The following is a 19,629-nucleotide window of genomic DNA, read 5'->3' on the forward strand; positions in this document are numbered from 1 at the left end:
GCATTTATTCTTTCAATCTCATTTCAGTTGCATAAAAACGAGTTGGAGGCTGCTGACCTGTAAGGATTTGAGAAACTGGGCGAGGCGCCGTCGGATTTCTATGCCAATAATCATTGAGAACCTTGATATCCGCTATTGATGGCAACAAAGCATTCTCTCCGTACATATCTACTGGATGAGTGTGATTAATCGGCCTGACATTTGTGGGGATTGAAACACTAGTGGGAGAGCCACTGCGCAATACAAACCTTCCATCTTCTCTTGTTAACAAAAATTCCATGCCCGAATTTTTTGACATTTGCCAAATATCATCAAATGGCACAACCCTTTGTTGCAAAATAACCCCTTCTCGACCAGGAATTGCGCCTGTTTTTAGCAGTTCGGACGTCGTAGAGGTAGCGCCAAGTTCTGGGGTGCGCGGTAACGGAATTTTTGACAGTCCTAGATTGGAATTTAGCATCACCTCTGATGAAGGCGCCCCCCCCCGCGACAAAGTCGCAGTAGTTAACCCCAGTCCGAACTCCGCGTACTCCGATACCGGACTGTCGTAAGGCACCCGAAGCGAGTCCAGGTACGGAACATAATCCGGAGCCCCAGGAGTAGCGCCCCAAAGAAGATTGAGTCCCCCCTCAGCCACTCCAACAACAAGATTCCCTGGAATCTTGGGAATATCCTGGGCAAACGTTGCCAAGTCTCGCTGGAATGGTGTTAGCTGTTGCCCCGGCAGGCTTCCAAACTCTATTCCTTGTGCAGCAAAGCTAGAAGGACCGCCCCTGACATCGATTCCGCCCGCCTGGACCTGTTCAACCGTCATGCCTCGCATCGCCGGCGATGACCGCTCGGCAACACTCCACTGAGCCGGTGGCGCAACAGGCATCGGAATCGCGGGACTCTTCTCAAACACGCCTGCTACAAACGCGATGTCGTCGGCGCGAGCTTGCAGGCTCTGGCGCCCCTCATTGCCATAGTTTTCGTTGCGATAGGTTGCCGCCTGCGCTGCTTGTTCCTGCGCCCTCCGCAACAATTCCGCCCTACCGCTCGACTCCTTGGCAATGTATGAGCCTCCTAGCCTTGCATCTGCGCTGGTCAAGCTGTTTGGATCGATCGTAAAAGTCTGCCCGGGCTGCACGATGGGCGTACCCTTGGCATCGAAGCTCGTGAGCTGCCCGGTACGAACAAGTTGTCCATAGCCCGCCCGTTGATCGATGTCCGCACCCCTCAGAGCAGATAGCACACCACCGTTTTCACCCACGGTCACCGTAACCCGCCCGAGCGCATCAATGGGGAGGCCGTTGCCAGTTGTGGGTAAACCGCCAGTGGGAATGCCTTGGTAGCCGTATGCCCCACCCACTGGACCAGCGTAGGGCGTGTCACCGCTCCATTCGTTGTCGTTTCGGCCCGGCGCAACTTCCATATCCATGGGCGGCAACTGCCCAATACTCTGCGTTGCGCCGGCGCTTCCATTGACTGAGGAAGAACTCTGCTCCATGGCCCCCGCGAGGCTCTCACCCAACGCATTGCCAAAGGCATCAGTCACTACTTGAGCAGCGCTGTACTTGCCCCCTCTTAGTGCGGCGGTGGTCAACCCAGCAGCGAATCCGGAGACCGTGCCGCGCGCCAGCCGACCGCCAAACTCTCCCCATTCGCTGAATGCCGGCGGCTGCGCCGGATCTGGCAACCCGGATGCAAGCGTTCCTCCGCCCAGCGCTTGACCAACGCCCCAACCGACGCCCGCACCAGCCGCGGCGGCAGCCACTCCCTGCCAGCTGAACTGACTCTGCAGTCCCGTCGCGACGCCAATGCCTTGCGTCAACGCATTGCCGATGGCTGCACGCCCCACCGTGGCGCCCAAGCCCGTTCCCTGAAGTGCCCCAATTGAAAAGGTCTGTGCGGCAGCGCCGACACCAGCGGTGACGCCTGCGCCTATCGCCCCCAATGCGACGCCCTTCCAGCTGAAGCTGTCCTGCGCGCCGATGGCAATACCGACCCCTTGACTCACGATTGATCCGACGGCCCCCCCCACCACTGCAGCCGCGGCCCCAAGAGCGCCATAGCCCCCCGCCATCGCCGAAAGGCCGACCGAGAAAGCACTGGCTGTTGCGGCCGTGCCTCCAGCCACGCCGGCGGCGGTACCTGCCGCTACCCCTGATACGGATCCAGCAGTACCTGTCCCCACAGCACCGAATGCGGATGAAGCCGCTCCAGCTGTGTAGATCGACACGACGATCGCCACAACAACGACGATGAGCTGTCCAATTCCGCCGCACCCGCCGCCCTGGCTTTGCGGCATCGCCATCATGGTCGGGTTGGTGCCCTCCATGATCTTGCTCGGGTCATAGGGCTTGAACGTGCCGCTGTTGTTCGCACTGGACACATGCGCCGGAACCGTCAGCACCTGCCCCACGCGCAGCTCGGCATTGCCGCCCAACCCGTTGGCATCCGCGATCAGGTACCACAGGTTCGCATCGCCATAGGCGCCCTTGGCGATGCTCTGCAGCGTGTCGCTCGCGCCCACGGCATACGTACCCGGCGTGCCCGCCGGATAGTTGCCGTTGATCGGCTGATACCCGAAACTGAAATTCGCCTTCTGCGTATAGGGCGTGAAGCCCGGCACCGGGAAGCTGATGCCCGCATATAGCAGGTCAGGCACCCAGCCATAGCGCCCCAGCACCTCGCCATTGACCACCAACTGTCGCTGGCCCTGGATCGGGCTGGCCGGATTGCCGTAGTAGGCATACAGCGCCGTGCCGTTCGCGTCGTTGATGAAGAAATGGTTCTGCGTGACAGTCTGGTTGCCCGGATCGCCGGTGTGCGTCAGGAAGCCGTTGACGTCGTAGTTGTAGCCCACGAGCCCTTGCGAGGTCACCGTGCCGGCCGCCGGCCCCGTGGCCGGTCGGGTCTGGGTGAGGCTCGTGAGCTGCTTGTACCCTTCGGCGCGCTGCACCGTGTTCGTGGTGGTAGCGAAGGTCGGGTTCAGCGGGTCGGCATTGGCGGTGCGGTACCCCAGCACGTTGCCCGCGTCGTCGTAGGTGTAGCCGACACCGCTGAAGCTCTGCCCGCTGGGGTTGACCAGGGGCGAGACATAAGCCAGCGTGCTCTGGTAGGCGACTCGGCCGTTGGCGTCGTACCGGCTTTGGCGCAACTGGAGCGGGTCGTTGCCCGTCACGCCCTGGTATTGGGTGTGCAATGCGATGTAGTCCGCATCCAGATTACCCGGAGCGCTGGTGAGCATACGGCTGGCCCCGTCATAGGTGCGTGCATCCACCACCGTGCCGTCGCGCGTGGTGCTCGTCAGCCGGTTCATGCCGTCGTAGCCGTAGACCTCCTCGGTCTCGCCACCGGTTTGAGCGGCCCATTGGCCATCGCCCTGCAGCACGATGCGAATGCCTTCGTGCTTGTCGCTGGTGCGCCGGCCGTTGTAGTCGTAACGCAGGCGGTGGCCATCCGGCCCCAGATACGAACCGTCGGCTGTGGCCGAGTCCGCCAATGTCTGCCGGTTCATGGCGTCGTACTGGAAGTAGCGGTCGCTGTCCGGCGGCAGCGTGCTGACGTCGGCATCGATCACGTGGGTGTGGATGTGCGTGCGGTTGCCTACCTTGTCGTAGTCGATGGTGATGTACGCGCGAGCGTCCGCCACCCAGCGCATGCGTCCCAACGCGTCGTAGGCGATGGAGTTGTCCTGGTAGGTGACGCCCCCCTGCACTGTGGTCTCGCGCAGGCGACGGCCCGTCAGGTCGTAGCGGTAGCTGGTGGTTTGGCCGATGGCCACATCCTGGATGCGGGTCTGCTGACCGGCGGCGTCATAGCCGTAGACGCGGTTCTGGCCCCGGCTGTTGCTCTGCGCGATCAGCTGGCGCGCGTTGTCGTAGCTGTAGGCGTAGTTGGCGCCACCGATGTCGCTGTGTCCCTGTAGCTGTCCGAAGTAGTCGTACTTCCAGGTCGCCAGCGCACCATTGGCGTCCATCTCCACGACCTTGCGATTGAGCGCGTCGTAGCCGGCCTGGGTGATTTGTCCCAGCGGCTGCGTGGTCTTGATCAGGTTGCCGCGCAGGTCGTAGTCATAGCGGATGGTTTCGTTGTTGCCATTGGTCTGCGACAACATGCGTCCCGCCTGGTCCCAGCGCTGGGTCTGGCTGATGCCCGCCGATTCGAAGGTGGTACGCATCAGCCGGTCGAGCTTGTCGAAGACGAATGAAGTTGCGTTGTGCTCGGCATCGACGGTGCGCACCTTATCGCCGAACGCGTTGTAGGCATGGCTGACCACGCCGGTGTCGACACCGTTGCCATCCGCGTGGAGTTCGCGCACGAGGTTGCCGCCCGCATCCCACTCCTGGCCATTGACGTTGCCATTGGCATCGCGAACCGCGACCTGCCGTCCCATGGCGTCGTAATAGATCTGCGTGACCGGCGCGTTGGCGTTGTTGATGTTGCCGTTGGCATCCACGCCCGAGTTGCCGTCCGCGTCGGTCTGCACCTGGCGGACCATCTGGTTGTTGGCGTTGTAGCTGTAGTTCGTGACCCAGACCGTCGAACGCGGGTCGTTGATGCTCAGCACGTTGCCCCAACGGTCGATGGTCTGCTTGACCAGGGGTCGCTGGTAACCGTCCACGCCGTTCAGGCCGACGCCCTGCCCGATGGCGCGCCCACCCAGCAATGGATCCTGGCTGATTGGGTACGGCCCCGCGTTCGTCGCGCTCCAGCCGTACTGCGGCGGCGTAGGCGGTGTTCCGGGCGTGCCGGGCGTCGCGGGAACGTAGGCCGGCGTCGTGTCCGTGATGGATACGCTGCCGCCGATCGCCAAGTCACCAATCGCGTGAGCCGTGGCTGCCGCGCCAAAACCGGGATAGAACCCATAGGAGTACTCGTAGAGGCCCGGCGGCAACTGCGCGCCCGTGATGTTGACCTCCCATCCGAAGTCGCTGCGTAGCCGAACCTCAAGTGGCAGGAAGCCAGCGCCACTGCCCTTGACGCGCACGCCGAAGCTGCTGATGGAGCCTGGGGGAGGACCGGGCACGCGCACCACGTAGACCGTTTGGTAGATCGGCCCCGTCTGTTCGTCGGAACCTATCTGTTCCTGGCGAGACTCAACATACAGGCCATCGATATGGGGCAGGCCTTGCGCGGGCGTTCCGGGCGTGCCGGGTGTACCCGGCGTACCGTCGACCTTGTTGATCTGGCCCGTAGCATGGGCATAGGGCCCGGCTTCGCCCGGATGGGTCCACAGGATCTCGTACTCGTACTGCCCGGCCCCCAAGCCGGAGAGATTGATGGTGCTCCAGTCGCTGCCCGCGGCCCGATTGATGCCCCACGGTGCACTCCAGCCGCCACCGACCGCGCGTACCCGGATGGTCTGCAGGTCGCCGGCACCCGGTCCCTGCCACTCGAGTGTCTGTGTCGACCCGTTGACACCTGCCACGCCCAAGGTGGCCAGCGGCCGCGGCGTGATGTTGAAGGTGCCTGTGGACGTGATCCGGTCGCTCTGGCCAGGCACATGGGTGATGGCCTGGTATTCGTAGTTGCCCAGTGCAAGCCCAGAGAGGTCGCCGCGCGCCGCATCGCCGAACCTCACCGTGGGAAGCTCACTCCACGCGCCGTTGCTGCCGGCCAGGCGGTATTGCACCTGCACCCAGGCATTCGGATCGTTCGGACTCGCCACTTGCAGGCTCTGGCCGGCATAGCCCACACCGTTCTGCGAAATGAGCGTTTGCCAGTTGGCCTGAAGATCCTTCTTGGCCACGACGACCCGCGAGATACGGCCGATGCCTCCGTAGACATCGCCCGCCGCGGGGCTCCAGCTGAGGCTAGCGCCGCCATTGCCTTGTGCGGCGTTGAAGATCTGGCTCCTGACTTGTTCGGGCCCCTCGTTGCCCTGGGCGTCGATGGGGATGTAGTAGAGGTCGACGCGCACATCGCCGCTGCCCAGGCCTGCGAGCGCATTCCAGCCCAGGTTGATGGTGTTGCTGCCGCTCCAGCCTTCGTCGCCATGAACGGCGCGCGCGGCAATCCCGCCCACCAGCGCATCGGTGCCCACACTGACCCCGCCCTGGACCTCCTTGCGTTCCGGCAAGGCCTGGCTCAGGACGTGGCCGATCAGGTCATAGGTGGTGTCGGTGCGTCGCACGTCCGACAACTGTGCGACCTGTTGCGCATCGGCGGCGTTGCGCAGGTTGATGTCGCCGCGCCCCGAGCCGGCGCTGCTGATGTTGGCGGTCTGGCGGCCCTGGAGGTCGTACAGCGCGATCTTGTCCACGCCGTCGCCGGCGTTGGTGCGCCACAGGCGTCCGGCCTTGTCGTAGTCGAAGTATTCGCCCAGTTGGCCGTTGACACGCTTGGCCGTCAGTTCGCCGAAGGCGTTGTATTCCAGGGCCGTGTCCACTTTCGTGCCGGAGACGCCAGCGCCCACATTGAGCGTGTCCTGCCCGGTGGCTTCGGCCGGGCTGCCCTGCCAGAGGGTGACCCAGGCCGTGCCGTTCCATTGCAGGATACGGATGGCCGTGACGCTGCCGATGGGTTCGTTGTCCGGTGAGACCGTCACGCCGTCAGGCCCCAGCACGTCGCCCGGGATCGGGAAGGTGCGGGAGTAGCTGGCGGGGTGGCCGGCCACTGTGGACGAACCGGTGTTTTCTCCGCCGGCAATCTCGTAGCTGGGGGTGATGAAGTCGAACTGAATCTGAACCTGGCCGCCAGCGGCATTGACGAGGTTCGCCAGGTGCCACAGATTGACGCTGCCGTAGGTGGCTGTCGGCGGAGCGCTGCCGTCAGGCGACTGCACGGGGTTGCCGCCCTCGCCGTTGCCATACGTGCCAGGCGTCACGTCAGCGCCGGGTCGTGTGCTGTAGATCCCGTTGGCCGCGGCCGCGCCCTGGGTGTAGTCCGCCCCGTCGGTGGCCGTGGCGGGGTCGTAGATGTGTGTCTGGTGGCCCAGGGCGTCGTAGCCATACGCCCGATACAGGGTGCGCGTGGTGCCGGCGTTGTCGGTGACGCCCTGCCACTCCTTGGCGATGAGGCCCTGGCTGTTGTAGGAGCTGTAGTGATTGACGCCCATGGCGTCGGTGCTCTGTACCGTGTGGCCCAGCGCGTCGTATTGAGCGAAGCTGGTGCGGTCGGTCCTGGCGAGCGTGTCGGCGTCGCTCCATGGATCCACCGGCGTCCTGTCGGGCAGGTACAGGTGGTCGAAGCCGGTCATGAACGACAGCGACGGCCCCACATAACGCGTCAGTTGTGCATCGAAGGGGCCCGTGGCACTGCCTCCGAGATAGACGGGCTGGCTCTCGTCCAAGGTGTATGGGAACTGCACATTGGTCGTGAGGGTCTCGACCTCCGCCAGGCTGGTGGTGTAGACAACGTCGACGAAGCCCGGCTGCGCAGACGTCAGCCGATACAACCTGACGCTGCCCGCCTGCGGGCTCGTGGCAACATAGCCTTGGATGCCTTCACCCACGACGTTCGGCATCGCCAGCCAGGACTGGTACTCCGACAGGCTGGTCGTGTAGAGATGCTTGCCGAAGAACGTGTTGTTGATCCTGTACAGCGCGGTCCCGCCCTCGAAGGGGGCGCTCGCGATATAGCCAACTGGACCTTCCTTGGCCCAGGCTGGATTCCCCTCGATGAGGCCGACCTCCGGATTGGGCGCCAGTGCATAGGGCGGCAGCGGGCTGGGGGCTGCGGGTGCGCCATTGGCATCGGCGCCGTTGACATATTCGGTCTTGAGCACGACGTTGCCGTACGCGTCGCGGCGAAAGACGGTCAGCGGCGTGATGGCCGCACCGCTGACGGTGCTGGTGCGGGTGGGCTCGGCCACCGCAGTGACGCGGCCCAGGGCGTCGTAGTAGCTGTAGGTGGTGGCGCCCTTGGCGTCGGTGGTGCTCGTGAGGTTGCCCACGGCGTCGTAGCCGTAGCTGGTGGTCAGGTCGCCGCGCGTGCTGGTGCCGTTGGACGCGGTGCTGTACTCGACGTTGCGCCGGATCTCGCTGGTCTTGCGGTTGTTGCGGTCGTAGAAGGTGTCCACGCGCCGGTCGTTGTTGGCATCCACGACGGGCGTGGGTGGGGTGCCGCCCGCATTGACCGCCCCGGTCCAGCCCGAGAGGTTACTGGTTCCGGTCCAACTCGCCGCCTTCGCATACTCGATGCGCATGGCGGTATTGCCCGCCGCATCGAAAGCCTGGGTGGTGAGGTAACCCAGCGCATCGACGCTGGCGATCTGCTGGCCGCGGCGGTCGTAAAAGTTGGTACTCAGGGCCCAGGTGTTGGCACTCTTTTGCTGTGCCACCTGGGTGAGCTCGCCGAAGGTGTTGTAGGTGTTGCGGGTGGTCTTGCCCGCAAAGGCATCCTGCGCAGTGTCGCTGCCGCCCTCGTGAACGTAGACGGCGGCCTCGCGCACCTCGATGCCCCGGCCCAGGCGATCGTAGGTGGTCCACAAGGTGCGGTCGGCATCGTGGACCAGCGCATCGACCGTGGACTGGACCTGCGCGCGGCCCAGGCTTGCCGGATGGCCGGCACTCAGGCCGGTGGCCGCGCCATAACGCGTGAGTTTGGTGGCGTCGCCGAAGGCATTGCGCTCGTAGCCGGTGACATAGCCCAGCGCATCGACTTCATGGGCCACCCGCCCAACGAGGTCGTAGGTCTTGTAGCTGTAGTTGCCGCCGATGTCGCGGTTGGCAACGGCGTTGCCCAGCGCGTCATAGGTGGTTTCGGTATAGAGCGTCTGGGTGGTGTCGTGGCGGCCGTCGAGGCCATCGACGGCGAAAGTGTCGCCAGAGGGGTCGTACACGCCCACCGGCGGATAGATGACCTTGACCTGGCGACCGACCTGGTCGTACATGTAGGTGGTGGTGCGCTGCTCAGGACGCCCTGCGCCTTCCGTGCGGCTGCGCAGGTTGCCGAAGCTGTCGTAGCTCAGCACCGTGATGACATTGCCGACACCGCTGGCACCGGCATTGACCTGCAGGCGGCCGTCGGCACCGGGAGCGACTGCGGTGAGTTCCACCTGCGGGGAGATCTCCCGCAGCATGCGGCCGCCGAGATCGTATTCGTAGTGCCACACCGCGCCCTTGGCGTTGGTGTAGCTGGCCTTGTTGTCCAGCGCGTCGTACGTCCACGACTCAGTAAAACCCATGGCGTCGACGCTGGAGAGGACGCGCCCCGCGGCGTCGTACTGGGAGCTCTTGCTGCGATCCTCGGGGCTGACAACGACAGCTGCGGCAATGGCAGCTGCCGTATTGGCGGTGCTCGACGGGATGGACAGCGCGTACTGTGTCGTTGCGCGGACCTGCCCCAAGCCGTCGTAGTCGGTCCTGCTGACGAAGCCCATCGGATCGACACCGTAGATCTTGCGGCCACCCGCATCGAAGACCTGGAGCGAGACGCGGTCGTTGGTGGAATCAGCGACTGTGCGCGAGCGGATATCGCTCACGCCAGCGGTGCTGCTCAGCCCGGCGACATTGATGGCCTGCGCGTACTTGCGGCTCTGCACCAACTGACCAAGACCGTCGTAGACGGATTCGGTCGCGCCCCCCTGGGCGTCGACGGCGAAGACCTGGCGGTTGACCTGGTCGTAGGCGAAGCGCTGGATGCGGTCTGCGGCGGCATTCGCCGAGACAGCCCCCTGCAGCGCGGCGTCGGTGTAGGTCGTGGCGGCACCAGGCGCCGCAACAGGGTTGGCATAGCCGATCTGCTGGGTGACGTTGCCGAAGGCGTCGTAGACGGCCCGGGTGACACCGCCCAAAGCATCGACCGTGAAGGTGCGGCGGCCTGCGCCATCGTGAGCGAACACCGCAATGCGATCGCTGCCGGGTGCGGCGGCGAACCTGGAGGCAATATCCGACTGTCCATAGACCGCATAGGGACTGCCCAGCGTAATGCGGTTGGCATACTGGACCTGTCGTGCGAGACGGCCGGTCCCATCGTACGCAAAGCCGGTGACGGCCTGGGTGCCGTCGACCTGCCAGGCCAGTCGGCCCGCGGCGTCGTAGGCCATGTAGGTGGACTGGTCCAACTGCGTGTCGAAGGTGACAGCGCCCCACAGCGCCGCATGCGTGCGCGACACATAGCCCATCATGGGCATGGCGTGCAGGGTGTGGCGAATGACGTTGCCGTTGCCGTCGTAGCCCCAGCTTTCGACAGAGCTCAGATCACTCTCGCCGCTCATGTATTCGGAGCTGGAGATGGCGTCGAGCCGGAAGGTACGGCGGTTGGCGCCGTCGTAGGCCCACTCCGTGATGCGGTCGGCCGCGCTGGGACTCGCGCTGGCGGGATCGGCTCCCTCGGCGACGGGGGTGGCGTACTGGCGCAGACGCGTGACGTTGCCATTGGCGTCGTACTCGGTCTTGCTGACGGCGCCGATGCCGTCCACGCTCCAGGTCAGCCGGTTGGCCGCGTCGTAGACGTTGCGCACACGCTGGTCGTGCGCATCGTCGGCCACCGGGGCGGGTGCCGTGTGACCGTCCCAGGCGGCCAAGGCGGCTGCCGTGAGGGGCGTGGCATAGCTGCGTTTGGCGACGACGTTGCCGTCGGCATCGTAGGTGCGCTGGGTGGCATCGCCCAGCGCGTCGACGCTCCAGGTGGCGCGGTTGGCGGTGTCGTAGACGGTGCGGATGCGCTGGTCGCGGGTCGCATCGGCGATGACGGGAGGCGCGGATGTGCCGTTCCAACTGCCGAACGCAGCACTGGTCAGCCCCGTCGCATAGGCGCGCGACTCCGTGACATTGCCATTGACGTCGTAGAAGTACTGGACCACGCCACCGGTACCGTCCACCTTCCAGGTCGCCCGGTTGAGGGCATCGAAGACCGTGCGCACGCGTTCGTCGCGCAACCCGTCCGCCACAACAGGCGGATCGCCGGCGATGTTCCAGCCCGTGAGGTTGATGCGGCTGGCGTAGGCGCGCGTCTCGATGACGTTGTTGGCCTTGTCGTACTTGTATTCGACGACGGCGCCGGTCCCGTCCACGCTGAAGCGCAGGCGGCCGTCGCGGTCGTAGCGGCGGCTCTCGGTGATGTCGGAGCCGACGCTGACCACCATCTTGGCCTGAATCTGCGCGACGGTGGGGGCGTTGCCCAGGCCCGTGGTATCGATAGGCACCACATAGGAGGTGCGGCGAACCACCCGCCCTTCGGCGTCGTACTCCTGCTTCGAGAGGTTGCCCAGCGGGTCGAGCTTGAAGACCAGGCGATTGTTGGCATCGTAGGCGTAGCGCGTGGCGTTGCCGTTGGCGTCGATAGACCGGGTGACGTTGTTGGCCGCGTCGTATTCGTAGCTGCGCGTGAGGTTCAGGCCTGCTGGGTCGACCTGCTCCTTGATGCGCCGGCCGGCGCCGTCGTAGGTGTACGCGGTGACGTTGCCGTTGGGGTCGGTGACCGTGAGCACCTGGCCCGTGGTGTCGTGGGTGTAGCGGGTGGTGAGGTGCAGACCTGCGGGATCGACCACCTGACGCACGGTCTGGCCGGCAAGGTCGAACTCGATGCTTGTGACCACGCCGCGCGGATCGGTGACGCTGACAGCTTGGCCCTTGGCGTCGTAGGCGTAGGCGGTGGTGAGGTTCAGACCCGTGGGGTCGAGCGTACGGGTCAGCAGACGATTGGCCGCGTCGTAGGTGTAGTTGGTGACGACACCATTGGCATCTGTGCTGGTCAGCTTGAGGCCGGTCTTGTCGTAAGTGGCACTGGTGGCAACGGTTGTCGTCGCATCCAGCGCGGCCGACGACTGCAGCAGGTTGCCGCTCTTGTCGTAGTTGTACGTGGTGACATTGCCGCGCCCGTCGGTAACGCTCTGGGTCTGGCCCAGACGATTGTGCACCGTGGTCATGATCACGCCTTCGGGGGTCGTGACAGTGATGCTGCGGCCTGTCGGGTAGTAGCTGTAGTTGGTCCACTGACCGAAGGCGTCGCGCACTCCGATCACGCGATCAAAGCTGTCGTACGCGGTCTCGTGCTGACCGTTGAGCGCGTCGGTAGTGGTGACTGCCCTTCCGAGCCGGTCGTAGGCGATCTGGCTTCGGTTGTTGTTGCCATCGAAGTTTTCGATGACGCGGCCGAAGGCGTCGTAGGTCTTGCGCTGCGTGATGGCGAGGGTGGTCGCGTCGCTCACGCGCTTCGTTGCCAGGCCGCGGCGGTCGTAGGTGGTGGTATCGGTAACGACGTAGCCGCTCTTCAGTGCATAGCTGCTGGCGATGGCTTCGCGGAAGGCGTTGTAGGAATAGCTGGTGGTGCTGCCCAACGCATCGGTGGTGCTGGCCTCGGTGCCGGTGGCGTTGTAGGTGTGAAGGACGTGGGTGTCCTTGGTGGCATCGGCCACTGCAGCGAGCTGGCTGGCCAGGACGGCAAAATTCAGGCCACCGGGCGTAGTCGCGCCCAGAGTGCCGACATCGACACGGGTGCCGTAGACGACCTGTTCGGCCAGCAAACCTTGAGCGTTGTACTGGCTCTCGGTGACTTCGCCCAAGGCGTTGACGGTGTAGTGCAGACGGCCGATGGGGTCGTAGAAAAAGAGCGTTCGGTGGCCGTTGGCGTCGGTGGTGCTGGTGCGACGGTCGGCCGCGTCGTAGGTGTGGGTCGTGCCGTTGGCGGCCCACAGAGCGAACGCATCATTCAAGGCGACAGCGCTGCTGCCGCGGCCGTCGAGTTCCCCAATGAGGCGCCCTTGGATGTCGTAGCGCGCGCGGCTGATGCGCTCGTCCACGGTGCCGGCGGCGGTGGTGGTTTGTACGAGCTGGCCAACGCTGTCGTAGACGAACTGGGTGAGCGTGAGTTCGTGGTTCCTTCGGCTGACCAGTTGACCGGCATCGTTCCAGGTCTGTGTAGTGATCTGGTCCAGCGCATAGCTGGACGGCCGAATACTGGTCAGGGTCGAGGTGCTGCCGACCGTCCCGGCCTTGAAGGCATAGCGGATCACCTGGGTGACGTTGCCGCGAGTGTCATAGACAGTTTCGGTGAGGTAGCCTTCGCCGTCGACCTGCCCGACGACGCGTCCTTGGGCATCGTAGAAGTTGTAGCTGTTGATGTCTGCACCGTTGGTGCTGGGACGCAGGCCGCTGAGGTTGTAGCTGGCGCGCGCGATGGCGATGGCTGCGATCCGCGCGGACAGGCTGGTGAAGTTCGCCGCTCGATTGGCGTAGCGGATGGTTTGCGTCAGCTCGCCTGCGGCGTTGTACTTGTATTCGGTGAGGTAGCCCTCCGCGTCGAGCGTGCCCTGCAGGCGGCCATCGCGGTTGTATAGCTCGGTGACGGTGCGATCTTGCTGAAGATCCAGCGAGGCATAGACAGTGGTCAGAGGCGCGCCCTGAACCACTTGAGTAAAGCTGACCTCACCGTCGGCATGGCTCGCGTCGCCAGCGTAGGCGGCGACGACGGTATGAGAGCCAGGGGGGATGAGCACACCGGAAAGCGTTGCCACGCCATCGAGCACGCTTGCCGTCCCGAGGAGGCGTGTGCCGATGTAGAAAGCGATCAGTCCGCCCGACCCCGCACCGTTGACGCGCACCGACAGCGCCCCTTCACCAGCGATCGCAGCGGGCGTCAAATTGGTCAACGTCGCAGGGGCCTTCGTGATCGTCACGCTGCCAACGATGTTCGACGTCGCGTTGTTGGCGTCGCCGGAATACACCGCCTGGATGGCATGCGAGCCCACATCCAGGTCGCTGACCGTCAATGTCGCCCGGCCATTGACCAAAGCCGCTGAGCCCAGCAACCTCGTGCCATCGTAGAAGCTGACAGTGCCACCCTCTGGTCTGCCTTGACCCATGGCCGTCGCCACGAGATCGACAGGCAATCCGCGCACCTGTGAGCCCGGAGAGACAGAAAGCGCCACAGAACTAACAACTGGCTGCGCAACGATCACTTGAGAGAGACTGCTCGAAGTGGATGTCTTGTAGTTCGTATCGCCGGCATAGCTGGCGGTGATGTTCAGTGTTCCGGAAGGAAGATTGCTTACCGTCAAACTTGCCACGCCATTGACGATGGTTCCGGTTCCAATGGAGACACCGTCACGGTAAAACGTCACCACCCCGCTGGCGGGCGGCCCCTGGAAAGAGTATCCGAGACTGGCGTAGTAGGTCGCCTGAGTCGAGCTTGGGGCGATACGGGCAGTGATCGTCAGAGGCGCACCGACTGCCGCCTGCGGCCTGCTTGTGTCGAGTTTGACCTCCGTCGCGGCGGGAGAAATCTGTGTTGTCTTCGAACCTGCCCGCGTAACAATGCCATCTGCCCCGCCCGAGTGCATCACCGTCAGGAAGTGATTGCCAACGGAAAGCCGCTGAATCAGCGCCGTGAATTTTCCATTGACAGCTTGACTCGACACATCACCCGCAAGGAAGCTGCCTATCAGTTGTCCATTGTCAAAGACGCTGTAGATGCCGGTACTGAAGGGAGTGCTGCCAAGCCCAAATATGAGCTTCAGTTGCGCTGGATAGCCGACCTCGCCAGTCCCCTCGTCCTTCATCTGCATGACAGTTGTATTGACTGAAGGCGCGACGCCTCCAGTTCCAACCGCTACGCTCAGATCCTGAGCGGTGACGCTGGACAGATACTGGGTATCCCCCGAATAGACGGCCCGCACGGCAGCATTCGACGGAACGAAGAAGGTCTTAATCTCCGCCCGCCCATTCACCACATTGGCCGTCCCAAGGTGGGTCGTACCGCTGAAGAATGCCACCATTCCCCCAGACGCCCCCCCTGAAATCTGTGCTCCGAAGACGATCGGGTTGCCGGCCTCGGCCGGCCTCACCGGCGGATCCAGCGTGATCGTGGTCGCGGCTTTGACCACCGACTGCTGGGCCGTTGCAATGCTGAATGCGTTCGTGCCATCGCCCTGGTAGACAGCACGCAAATTCGCAATACCCAGCGGTAGCTGAGTTGTCGTCAAGCTGGCTTGCCCATTGACAATCGCACCGGTACCCAGGAGTTGGCTCCCGCTGTAGAAGTCGACTGAGCCCGTCGCCAACGGCGTCCCCAATGTCGACGCAACCGTTGCAGTCAAGGTGATCGGTGCCCCATAGGCAACGGACGTCTGGGAAGTCGTCAGCGAGGTCGTCGTGGGAGTCGCTTGCGTGGAAGCCAAGACTCCCGGGAAAGTGCTCGAGGCAGCCCCGCTGTAGTTCACGTCACCTGAATAGGTGGCCATGATCTCGCTCTCGCCAAGTGGCAGATTGCTCACCGTCAATGTGGCCACGCCATCCACCACCGTTCCGGTCCCGATGAATGCTCCGTTACGATAGAACATAACCGTGCCGGTCAAAGGTGGACTGCCGAAGTCCCATGCTCCGGCTCTCGTGAGCTTTGCGGAAAATGTGACCGGTACGTCAAGAACTCCCACGGCAATCGACGACCTGAGGCTGAGGATCGTGGCGGCTGGCTGAACGTTGAGCTGCAGCGTACCGGAGGCTGAAGTGCCGCCCGCATCGGCGGCGTACACCACCGTCAAGGAGTGCGTCCCAGGGGACAGGAGCGGCAACGTGAAGGTATTGCTGCTGCCCGCTCGACCGGCCGCAATCAGGGTTTGTCCTTCGAAGATGCTGAATGTTCCGCTGGGCGACTGTAGGCCCGACACAGTGGCGCTGATCTGAATGCGGTCCGTGGTGGCGCCGGGAGAAGTCAAGAGAACCATGCCGGGCTGAACGACAGGGGGATTGACGCCCGGCACCCATCCAGGGGTAACGTTCCCTGTAACAGTGTCGACTCCGCTCCACCATTTCGGAGTCCCGTCTGCTGTTCTGATTACCAGGTTGCCATCGTCCTGCAGGTAGAGCCGCTGGGCCCCTTGATTCCAGGTGCCCGAGTTCCAGACCGGGACGTCCCCGTTGACGTTCTTGTAGACCACGAAATTCCCGTCGGGCTGAAAGAACGCGCGTGTGGCGCCTGAACCACCGGTCTGGGTATGCCAGACCGCCTGCATGCTCTCTTTGCGGTCGTAGACAACGAGGTTGCCATCGCGCTGGAAGATGAGCTGGTAGCGGCCGCTCGGAGAAAAAATCGCTTGATCCGCAGTCAACGTCTCACCAAGCTCAAGCGAAGATGCAAACGGTGAGACTTGAAGCCCCGGTCCTGACGTGATCACGCTGGCCTGATTGACCATATCCCCAGAGTAGGCGGCGCTCAGCATCATGTTCGTACCAACGGGCAACAGCGCCGTCGTCAGCACAGCTTGTCCATTGATCACAGAGGCCGTGCCCAACAGTGCGCCTCCTGCAAAGAACGTCACCAAGCCACTCGGTACAGCCCCTGTAACGCTCGCGGTCAGGGTCAAGGGGTTGCCTTGCCTCGTCGCTGTTGCAGAAGCAGCAAGCACCACGGTTGTCGGCGAAGGAAGTGCCTGCCCTGAGGCATCGACCGTGCTGCTACCCTCATTCGTCGCATCACCACCGTATACGGCCCTGAAAGGCGCACTGGCAAGCCCCGGCGTGTAACCACTGACCTGCAGCACCGCGATGCCATTGACAACTGTCGCCGTTCCAAGTGCGACCGTGCCGCTATAGAAAGTCACAGCGCCCGTCAGCGAGACTGGGGCTCCCCCCTGAGACTTGACGTTGGCAGTCAGCGTAATTCCGGAGCCATTGGCAACCGTGCTTTCCAGCTTCGTGATCGTCGGGGCCAGCGTCACAGACAACGCTCGTGATGCCGCAGTGGACGCGTGCGCCGCATCGCCAGCGTACTCAGCCCGGATGCTCAATGCACCCACAGGCAGGTTCGATAGAGTCAGTGCCGCCAGCCCATGCACCGCCGTGGCTGTGCCGATGAGCGTCGTACCGTTGTAGAACTTGACTTCGCCCGTGGCTGCTGCCAAGCCAGGCGGCAGCGTCGTGGTCAACGCAACCGAGATCGTGACTGCGTCGCCATAGGTCGCGACGTACGGCGAGAACTCCAGCATGGCGCTTGTAGTCGCCCCCGTGATCGTCTTCTGCACGATCGGCGAGATGCTCGCAGGTCGCAATACATCCCCTGAATACGCCGCCCGAATGCTGTTCACGCCGATCGGCAACTCGGTCGTGACCAGCGTGGCCACACCGTTCACGACCATCGCACTGCCAATGACCGTTTCCCCAGCGAAGAAGGTCACCATGCCGCCGGGATTCGAGCCCTCGATCGTGGCCGTCAACGTTGCCGACGAGCCCACCGGGGCCGAAGCTGCTCCGACCTTGAGCGTGATGCCCCCCACAGTGGCCGGATTGACCAGCAGTTCGATGTTCGCCCCGTTGCCCAGCAAGCTCACGTCGATCGGATTGGCCAACTGCGTCACGCTCAGGATGCGCGACGCTCCGTCATAGGTCGTCTGCGTCACGTACCCCAATGCATCCACTTGCCACGCAAGCCGGTTGGCCGTGTCGTAGAAGCGCCAGACCTTCTGGTCTTGCAGAGTGCCCGCGGGGCGCAGGGCCGCTAGGCTGGTCGTCGTGTTGTTCGACACCCAAGCCGTGGTCGGCTTGCCCGCGCCGTCGACCAGTTGTGCCAGCTGTACCGCATTGAGCTTCGTCGCATAGGCAATCGTCTCGCGCAACTGCCCATTGCCGTTGTACACGTACTCGATCACCGCACCCGTGGCGTCGATGTCCGCAATCTTGCGGCCCGCCTCGTCGTACAGCATCCACTTGCACACGCCTGTCGGATCCTGCGTCATCAGCAGGTTGCCGTCCTTATCGTAGGCGTAGCTGGTGGTGCCCAGCACGCCAGTACCTGCGCTTTGCTGGGTCACGCTGACGAGCCGTCCAGCCTTGTCATAGGCCGAGACGGTCACCAGTCCACTGGCGATCGTCACGCTGGTCTTGCCGTTGGCGTCGTCGTAGCTGGTGATTGTGGTGTTAGGCGTAACACCGCCATCAAGCGATGGCGCGCTGACACTGAGCACGCGACCCAGGCCATCGTAGGTATAGGTGGTGACGGCAGCGGTTCCATCGATTTCCGTTGCCGGCTTGATCTTCTGCAGCAGCAGGCCACGCGGGTCGTAGATGTACTGGGTGGTTGCACCGGTCTCGGCCACCCCCAGCCCATCCGCAGCGGTCGTAGCATAGGTCGTGCTGCTGCTCAACTGGCCCCGGGCGTCATAAACCAGTTCAGTGAGCTCGGTGCGGGTCAGATCCTGGACGGCCGCCCAACTGAACAGATTGATCTCCGTAGGCACCTCGCCGAGGGCCAGAGCTGTCGTGTCATAGGCCGCGCCGACATAGGTGATGACACTGGTGCGCTGGCCATAGGCGTCGTAGCGGTATTCGGTGACGTTACCCTGCGGGGTGATCGCAAAGCGCAGCCGGTTGACATTGCCAGGCGCATAGACGTAGCGCGTGACTTCAGGCAGCGCTGCATCCTTGTTGAATGCACCACGATCCACCACGGCCGCATCGGCGTAGATCGCGTCGATCAGCAATTGGTTGGCACTGTCGTAGGTACGCACGCGGGTGTCGCCAGCCGAATCGACTTCCCGGGTCAGGTTGCCGTGGTCGTCGTACTGCAGCGTGACCTTGCGGCCTTCGCCATCGGTGACGAGGGTGACGTTGCCCTGCGAGTCGTACAGGTAGCTGATCTGGCTCAGGCCGCTGGCGTTGGCGGAGGTAACGCCATTGCGCACCTGAGTCAACTGGCCCTGGGCGTCGTACAGGTAGACCGACTGGGCGCCCAGAGGATCGGTGACGGTGGTGGTGTTCTTGGCGGTGTCGTAGGCGAAGCGGGTGATCGCCCCCAATGCGTCGGTGACGGTGTCGACCTTGTAGGTGCCGCCTGCCTGCACGTAGGTGAAGCTGAGCTTCGTGCCATCACTCTGAGTGACGCTGGCCACGCGCTTGCTGGTGCCGTCATAGGTGTAGGTGGTGACGTAGACATTGCCATCCCACACCGAGTTGTCGTCCGGCGAGAGGTCGACAATGACCTGCGACAGGCGGTTGCTAGCGTCGTAGGCGTAGCGGACAGTGGTGGTGGCGACGCCGCCCGAGACAGTGCGAATCTGGGCGAGGTTGACCCCACTGTAATCGTAGTACTGAGCGTCGCCGTTGGCATGGGTGACGGAACGCACAGTGCCATTGGCGTTGTACGCGTAATTGATGTAGTTGCCGTCAGTGTCGATGGTGAATAGCAGACGACCAGCACCACTGGTTTGATAGCGCTCGCTGCGCCCCGTATCGCCGTCGATCCACACGAATTCCGAAGAGCCGCTGTAGTAGTCGACGGTGTCGAAGGCACCGGCGCCAGCGGGGCTGACGTATCGGCTCTGGGTTGCATCCCAGGTGTAGACAGCCTGGGCACCGTCGCGGTCGGTGCGCGTCAGGGTGCTGCCAGCAGCGCCCACGGCACCGGAAGTCAGCACGACCGTCTGACCGAAGGCGCCCATGCTCCAGTTGTCGCCGTTGTCGTCGGTCAGCAGGCCCTGGCTGTTGTAGGTGCGTACGGCCAGGACATCGAGCCCGCGGCCCATGAGCACGTCGTCACGGTCTTGCAAGACGAGATTGCCGTTGGCGATGTTGACGAACGATTGCTCGCCGCTGCGGCCCTGTCCCGCCGTGCCCAGTTGACCACGCTGTCCCAGAGTAGCCAACGAACTCAGGTTCAGACTCAGACTATTGCCACTGACGATTGCAACCATTTACAGCCTCGACGGTTTCCCAGAGAACCGCCAAGCAGCAGCAACATCAGGAGCCATCTCCTGCTGTTGGGCCT

General features: G+C 63.5%; 1 protein-coding gene. It reads right to left on the reverse strand.

Annotated elements, in window-relative coordinates; genetic code table 11:
• Positions 1 to 4 precede the first annotated feature (4 nt).
• Positions 5 to 19,555: an Ig-like domain repeat protein gene (locus tag ACSFBF_RS04730; RefSeq protein ID WP_435465163.1), complete on the reverse strand. Its 19,551-nt coding sequence runs from the start codon at positions 19,553 to 19,555 to the stop codon at positions 5 to 7.
• Positions 19,556 to 19,629: the final 74 nt, after the last annotated feature.

Source organism: Variovorax nivicola (assembly GCF_051216475.1).
Taxonomy (GTDB): Bacteria; Pseudomonadota; Gammaproteobacteria; order Burkholderiales; family Burkholderiaceae_C; genus Variovorax.